General features: G+C 42.2%; 1 pseudogene. It reads right to left on the reverse strand.

What is annotated here, in order from left to right:
• Positions 1 to 38: 38 nt before the first annotated feature.
• A pseudogene (gene tet(O), locus IAG03_RS14080) lies at positions 39 to 794 on the reverse strand (tetracycline resistance ribosomal protection protein Tet(O)); the annotation flags it as partial.

Consider the following 794-nt stretch of genomic DNA (forward strand, 5'->3'; position numbering starts at 1 on the left):
TCCTTTCAAATCTCATTTTATATGACTTTTGCAAGCTGTTAAGCTAACTTGTGGAACATATGCCGAACCTTATCTATACGGCTATTCGGGCGGCGGGGTTGGCAAATAAATTTACCAATAGCTGGCTGGTATCCTTTTAACTCTGTCAAGCAGACTCCCTGCCCATTTGTGAAATAAGTTAAATCGTTCCTGTATTCTTGAATACATCTAGCAGGGATTTCTCCTTTCAGAATGACCTCGTCATTCTTTATCTGAGTACTTACAATATCTGCACAATACCTTGGAGCATCATGATACGCCCGTGAGAGATATTCCTGCGGTGCATAAATTTCAAAGTGGAGATATGGCTCTAATAGTTCTGTCCCTGCTTTTTTTAAAGCCTGCTCCAATACGATAGGGGAAAGCAGCCGAAAGTCTGCGGGGGTACTTACAGGACTATAATACAATCCATATTCAAAACAGATTTTACAGTCTGTCACTTTCCATCCATACAGCCCCTGCTCGCAGCCATAAAGAACCCCCTCCATAACCGCATTTTGGAACGATTGATTTAAATATCCAAGTGAAACTCTGCTTTCATACTGCACTCCGCTTCCAATAGGGAGCGGCTCTATGGACAACCCGACAGAAGCCCAGAAAGGATTTGGCGGGACTTCTATGTGGATGGTATATTCTGCTTTTCTAAGCGGTCTTTCCATATATATAACAGTAGGCTCTTTTATTTCTGCCTCCACATGATATTTTTCCTCAAGGATGGCACAAATGACTTCCATCTGCACTTTCCCCAAAAAAGA

This window comes from Yeguia hominis (assembly GCF_014384705.1).
Lineage (GTDB): Bacteria > Bacillota > Clostridia > Oscillospirales > Acutalibacteraceae > Yeguia > Yeguia hominis.